The sequence below is a fragment of the Dietzia sp. B19 genome, assembly GCF_014145155.1.
Lineage (GTDB): Bacteria > Actinomycetota > Actinomycetes > Mycobacteriales > Mycobacteriaceae > Dietzia > Dietzia natronolimnaea.
Window position 1 is genome coordinate 1 of sequence record NZ_JAALED010000204.1, and the last position, 6203, is coordinate 6203.

At 68.8% G+C, this 6203-nt stretch carries 6 protein-coding genes and 1 pseudogene; 3 read left to right on the forward strand and 4 right to left on the reverse strand.

The window, feature by feature from the left end; all coding sequences use genetic code 11:
* Window positions 1–116: 116 nt before the first annotated feature.
* The 3 genes from G6020_RS06830 to G6020_RS06840 form a co-directional block, all read right to left on the reverse strand.
* Window positions 117–899: a phosphoadenylyl-sulfate reductase gene (locus tag G6020_RS06830; protein ID WP_017837640.1), complete on the reverse strand. Its 783-nt coding sequence runs from the start codon at window positions 897–899 to the stop codon at window positions 117–119.
* Window positions 896–2590, reverse strand: coding sequence for a nitrite/sulfite reductase (locus tag G6020_RS06835; protein WP_182610105.1), 1695 nt, complete (start codon window positions 2588–2590; stop codon window positions 896–898). The genes G6020_RS06830 and G6020_RS06835 overlap by 4 nt, the downstream gene beginning before the upstream one ends.
* A gap of 121 nt (window positions 2591–2711) precedes the next feature.
* Window positions 2712–2894 (reverse strand): hypothetical protein, encoded by a 183-nt coding sequence (locus G6020_RS06840; RefSeq protein ID WP_182610106.1) that lies wholly within the window; start codon window positions 2892–2894, stop codon window positions 2712–2714.
* Between the two features lie 235 nt (window positions 2895–3129).
* Between G6020_RS06840 and G6020_RS06845 the strand changes: the two genes are divergently transcribed.
* Window positions 3130–3282, forward strand: a complete 153-nt coding sequence (locus G6020_RS06845; protein ID WP_182610107.1) for a hypothetical protein — start codon at window positions 3130–3132, stop codon at window positions 3280–3282.
* Between the two features lie 76 nt (window positions 3283–3358).
* On the opposite strand, the gene G6020_RS06850 is transcribed toward G6020_RS06845, so the two are convergent.
* Entirely contained in the window at window positions 3359–4249 is an 891-nt protein-coding gene (locus G6020_RS06850; protein WP_347237777.1) for a patatin family protein, read from the reverse strand.
* A 56-nt stretch (window positions 4250–4305) separates the two neighbouring features.
* Between G6020_RS06850 and G6020_RS06855 the strand changes: the two genes are divergently transcribed.
* Window positions 4306–5775, forward strand: a complete 1470-nt coding sequence (locus G6020_RS06855) for an amino acid carrier protein (RefSeq protein ID WP_182610108.1) — start codon at window positions 4306–4308, stop codon at window positions 5773–5775.
* A pseudogene (locus G6020_RS06860) lies at window positions 5772–6203 on the forward strand (adenosine deaminase); the annotation flags it as partial. The gene G6020_RS06855 and the pseudogene G6020_RS06860, both read left to right, overlap by 4 nt.

A 6203-nucleotide genomic window follows, 5' to 3' on the forward strand; every position in this document is an offset into this window, starting at 1 on the left:
CCCCGCGCCCACCACCAGCACCTCGCGCGCGGACAGCCCCACCGTCAGGGGGAGGCCGTCCAACGCGGGTGCCGCCGGCCGCTCGGCCGCGGGGGCGGCGTCAGCGAACGCGATCGTCACAGGTGGATGCCGCACTCGGTCTTGGAGGAACCGGCCCAGCGACCTGAGCGCGGATCCGCTCCGGCTTCGACGCGGTGGGTGCACGGCTCACAGCCTATCGACGGGAAGCCGTCGTCGAGCAGGGGATTGAGGAGGCACCCGTGCTCCTCCGCGTAGGCGTGGACGCGATCCAGGGTCCACGCCACGAGCGGGTTGATCTTGATCATCGAGTGCTTGGCGTCCCACTCCACGATCGCCGCTCCGGCGCGGTGGTCGGTGTCCACCCGGCGCAGACCGGTGATCCACGCCTCGTATCCGGACAGCGCCGCGTCGAGCGGCTCCACCTTGCGCAGGCGGCAGCACAGCTCCGGGTTCGTCTCGAACGGGCGCGGGCCGAGCGCGGCCTCGTGCTCCTCACGGCTCGCGGGGCTGCGCACGTCCACGACGTTCAGGCCCGGTGTGGACGCGAGGGCGTCCCGGACGCCGATGGTCTCCGAGAAGTGGTACCCCGTGTCGAGGAAGAGCACGTCCACTCCCGGGGCGTACTGCGCGGTCATCTCCGGCACCACGGTGTTGGCCATCGAGCAGGCCACGGCGAGGGCGTCGCCGAAGGTCTCGCCCGCCCAGGCCAGGACCTCGGCGGGGTCGACCTCGCCGTGGTGGCCGTAGAGCCCGCGGTCGTCGAATCGACGCGCCGCGTCCTCGGCGATGGCCTTGAGTTCCTCGGTGGTCCGACGCCGGCCGGGGCCGGGGGTCAGGACGGTGCTGCGGGGCAGCAGATCGAGTGCGACTGCGGTCATACCAGAACCTCCTCCTCCACACGGTGGGCCCACTCGGCGAACGTCTCGCCGCTGGCACCGGTCTCCATGTACTTGCGGATCACGCGCTCCACGTAGTCGGGCAGGTCCGCGGACGGCACGCGGAGTCCGCGGACCGTGCGGCCGAGCCCACCCGACTCCTGGTCCTGGGAGGCCAGGCCGCCACCGAGGTGGACCTGGAAGCCCGGGGTGTCGCCGTCGAGCAGCTGGCCCTTGAGGCCGATGTCGGCGGTCTGGATGCGCGCACAGCTGTTGGGGCAGCCGTTGAGGTGGATCGACAACGGCGTGCGCAGGGGCGCGTCGTCGGCGAACCGGTTCTCGAGCTCGCCGATCAGCGCGGTGGCGGTGTCCTTGGTGTCGACAAAGGCGAGCTTGCAGAACTCGATGCCGGTGCACGCCATGGTGGAGCGGCGGAACGAGCTCGGGCGGGCGTGCAGCCCGATGGCGGCCAGTCCCTCGACCAACTCCTCGACCTTCTCCGGCTCGACGTCCAGGACGAGCAGCTTCTGGTGCGGGGTGAAGCGGACCCGGTGGGAGCCCGCGGCCTCGGCGAGGTCGGCGACCTGCGAGAGCTTCTCGCCGCCCACGCGGCCGACGGTGGGGGCGGCGCCGACGTAGAAGCGGCCGTCCTTCTGCTCGTAGACGCCCACGTGGTCGCCCGAACCCACGCCACGCTCGGGAGCGGGTCCGTCCGGGAGCTCGCGGCCCAGGTACTCGTCCTGGAGGACCTGGCGGAACTTCTCGGCACCCCAGTCCTTGATGAGGAACTTGAGCCGGGCGCGGGTGCGCATGCGCCGGTAGCCGTAGTCGCGGAAGATCCCCACCACGCCGGCCCACACCTCGGCGGCCTCCTCCTGGCGGACGAACACGCCGATGCGGGTGGCGAGCTGCGGGTTGGTGGACAAACCGCCACCCACCCAGAGGTCGTAGCCCGGGCCGAGCTCCGGATGCCGGACGCCCACCAGCGAGATGTCGTTGATCTCGTGGACCACGTCGAGGCTCGGGTGCCCGGTGATGGCGGACTTGAACTTGCGCGGCAGGTTGGAGAACTCGGGCGTGCCGATGTACTTGGCCTTGATCTCGGCGATCACCGGGGTCGGGTCCAGGATCTCGGACTCGGCCACGCCGGCGACCGGGCTGCCGAGGATCACGCGCGGGCAGTCACCGCAGGCCTCGACCGTGTCGATCCCGACGTCCTCGAGCCGCTGCCAGACCTCGGGCACGTCCTCGATGGCGATCCAGTGGTACTGGATGTTCTGCCGGTCGGAGATGTCCGCGGTGCCGCGGGCGAAGTCGGTCGAGATGCCCGCCAGTACCCGCAGCTGGTCGGTGGTCACCGCGCCGCCGTCGGTCCGGACCCGCATCATGAAGTACTCGTCCTGCAGCTCGTCGGCCTCGAGCTTGGAGGTCCGCGAGCCGTCCAGCCCCTGCTTGCGCTGGGTGTACAGGCCCCACCAGCGCATCCGTCCCGACAGGTCGTCGGACGGGATGGAGGCGAAGCCCTCCCTGGAGTAGGTGTCGAGGATCCTCTGGCGCACGTTGAGCGCGTCGTCGGTGAGCTTGAACTCCTCGTTGTGGTTGAGCGTGAGCTTGCCGTCGATCTTCCACTGGCCCTGCGGCTTGGGGGCGCGGGCGGGACGAGCGGGGCGGGCGGCGGCGTCTGTACCGGTCATGTCCGCGAGGGTAGCGGTCGACAGACCGGTCTGTCTAATGAGTGCTACCCCCGGCGAGGTTCACGCGACCGGCCCCAGCCCGTAGGTGAGGACCGGGGCCGGGGCGGCGCGGTGGAGGCGGTCACAACACCGGCATCGACGACCCGAGGTCCTCGGCGACACCGAACACGGTCTCCCACAGCAAGGCGAGAACCAACGTCGGCAGAGCGGTGGCTACATCGACCAGGGTCGATCCCGAATCTTGGGCGAGGCTGGCCGTCGCCTCAATAGACGAACCGGCGACCTCATAGAGACTTCCCAACATGATGAACTCCTTCCAGAGCGGCCCTGGTCAGCCCACCCCTTGGACTACATCTCGGTCGCCCTGGTCCGACTATAGGACGATCTTCATCAAGTAGGAACCCCGCAGCGAAACTGTTACGAATACGCTGAGAAGCTTTGTCTCGGCAGACGAAGTGTGGAAACGGTCGGCATTCGTCCGTACCGTGAGTGACGTACCCCACCACCCCGTGGGGCACCCTCTCTCGAAAGGACATCACATGTTCTCTAAATTCTGGGCCAACCTCGCCAGCGGCTCCGCCGATCTCCTTCCCGACACGGGCACCGGCTCGGCAGCGATCGACGGCTTCCTCGGCCTGCCCGCCTACATCCTCGGCACCCTCGCCGGAGGCGCGGCGCTCTTCGGTTCCTGAGCGAAACTCGACACGCCCCGGTGGTCCGCCACCGGGGCGCTTCGCATTTCGCAGGGCGTGTCATCTCGCGCGCCCGTCACATCCCGCAGAACTCAAGCCAGACGTCGACCTCTCGCCGCGCCTGCTCCCTCCCCAGGACGTAGGCCTCCGCGAGACGGTCGACCCTGCGCTCGTAACTCCGGATCAACACGCGCTCCGGACGGAACACCACCGCGTCGCCAGACTCCTCGAGAGCCTCGATCTCGTCGAGCGTCTCGTTGTAGAGCGCCCACCTGTGCAGGAGGGCCTCCCCCACCGCCGGGAACCGCCGGAAGTACGAGCGGTAGAACGGGGTAAGTCGCCGCGGCGGGATCTTCCGGTATCCACTCGGCTGGGTCAGCACCACCAGAAATCTCTCGTATCCGGCCTCCCGCGCCGCGGACAGCGGGATCCCGCCGTCATGGCCCAGGGCCCCGTCCACGTAGTACTCGCCGTCGATCAGCACCGGCGGCATCCACACCGGCATCGTCGAGGACGACCTGACCATCCGCATGAGCTCCGGCATGCTCGAGGCGTCCTCCTCGGTCCAGAAGACCGTGGCACCGTCCGAACACCGGAAGGTCCCGATCCTCGCGGCCGTGCCGCTGCTGGAGAACGTGTCGAAGTCGTACGGCAACACCTGGTCCGGCAGACCGGTCTGCTCGTAGATGTACTCGGCGTTGAACAGCCCCTTCCCCCGGGCGAAGCTGCGCCAGTCCCCGAAGTTGGGGTCCGCCGCGAGTTCGACGAAGCTCTTCCGCGCGCGGACGCCCTCGCGCGACAGATAGTTGGCCACGTGCGTGGCCCCAGCGGAGATCCCCGCAGCCATCCCACCGTGGATGCCCGCATCGATGAGCGTCTCCACGACCCCCGCCGTGTGGACCGCCCGCATCCCCCCGCCCTCGAACAGGACTGCGACATCCGGAGCAGTGGGCGATAAATCGGTCACGACACCCAGGGTAAGTCGCATCGTCACATCAGCGATGATCGACTACCGTCTCCCGAGTGAGCGCTCTCGCCGACTTCATAGCATCCGTCAACGATGTCTACTGGTACGCGGTCATCGCGCTACTCGTCATCGCCGGCCTGTACTTCTCCTTCACCACACTGATAGTCCAGATCCGGATGTTCCCGGAGATGTTCAGGACGATCGTCGAGAAGCCCTCGGACATCGAGCCGGACAAGAAGGGCATCTCCGCCTTCCGGGCCTTCACCGTCTCCGCCGCCTCCCGCGTGGGCACCGGGAACATCGCCGGCGTCGCGATCGCGATCACGGTCGGCGGACCCGGTGCAGTGTTCTGGATGTGGGTGCTCGCGATCATCGGAGGCGCCACCGCGTTCGTCGAGTCCACACTCGCCCAGCTCTACAAGGTCCGGGGCAAGGACTCCTACATCGGCGGCCCCGCCTACTACATCCGCGACGGCCTCGGGTGGAAGCCGGTGGCGGTCGCCTTCGCGGTGATCATCACCGTGACCTACGGCTTCGTCTTCAACGCCGTCCAGGCCAACTCCATCTCGGCCTCGGTACGCAACCAGTTCGGCCTCGAGGGGCTCGGGTCCGGCCTGGTCATCGGCGTCGTGCTGGCACTGGTGGTCGGCGCGGTGATCTTCGGCGGCATCCGGCGACTGTCCGCGGTCACCGAGATCGTGGTCCCGCTCATGGCGATCGCCTACATCGTCGTCGCCCTCGTGGTGGTGGCGATCAACATCACCGAGGTCCCGGAGATGATCTCCCTGATCGTCGGCCACGCCCTGGGCTTCCGCGAGGTCGCGGGCGCCGCGATCGGCGCGGCGATCATGCAGGGCATGCGGCGTGGACTGTTCTCCAACGAGGCCGGCATGGGCTCGGTCCCCAACGCGGCGGCCACCGCCTCCGTCTCCCACCCCGTCAAGCAGGGCCTGGTGCAGGCGCTCGGCGTCTACTTCGACACCCTGGTCGTGTGTTCGGCCACCGCGTTCATCATCCTGCTCGCCAACCCGGAGTTCGGCGGCGACCGCGAGGGCATCACCCTCACCCAGGACTCACTGGCCTCCCAGGTCGGCGACTGGGGCGTGCCCTTCCTCATGGTGGTCATCTTCTTCCTCGCCTTCTCCTCGATCCTCGGTAACTCCTACTACGGCGAGGCCAACATCCGCTTCCTGCGCGAGAGCCCCGTGGCCCTGCGCGTCTTCCGCGTGCTGGTCATCCTGGCCGTGCTCGGTGGCTGCCTGGGGTCGGTCGACCTCATCTGGAACATGGCGGACCTGTTCATGGGAGTCATGGCCACCATCAACCTCATCGCGATCATCCCGCTCAGCGGTCTCGCGGTGGCCCTGCTCCAGCACTACCTGCGGCAGAAGGCCAAGGGCCACAACCCGGTGTTCCACCGTGACGACCTGCCGCAGGCCCGGAACGTCACGTCCTGGGACGGTTCCGATCCCATGACGCTGCAGCACGTCGCCGACGAGGCGCGCGACGTCGAACCGAAGGGATGAGCCACCCGGCACCGGCCGCGCACTCCCCCGCGTACGAGCGCTTCGCCGCCCTGCCCAAGGCGCACCTGCACGTCCACCTCGAGGCCGCGATGCGGGCCGAGACCATGCGCGAGTGGTGTGCCGAGGACGGCGTGGAGGTCCCGCCGCTCGTCGAGTTCCCCGACTTCACCCGCTTCCTCGACGCCTACGGCCTGCTCATCTCGCTCCTGCGGACCCCGGAGCGGCTCGGTCGGTTGCTCGACGAGGTGGTGGCCGACGCCGCCGCCCAGGGCGTCGTGGCGCTGGAGTTCGCCTCCATCCCGGACAAGTCCGCCGCCTTCGACACGGCCGAGGACGCCCTGGCGTTCATCCTCCCCGCCGTCGCGGAGGCCGGCCGGCGCCACGGGGTGTGGACCGGCGCCATCGTGAGCATCGACCGCGGCGCCGCG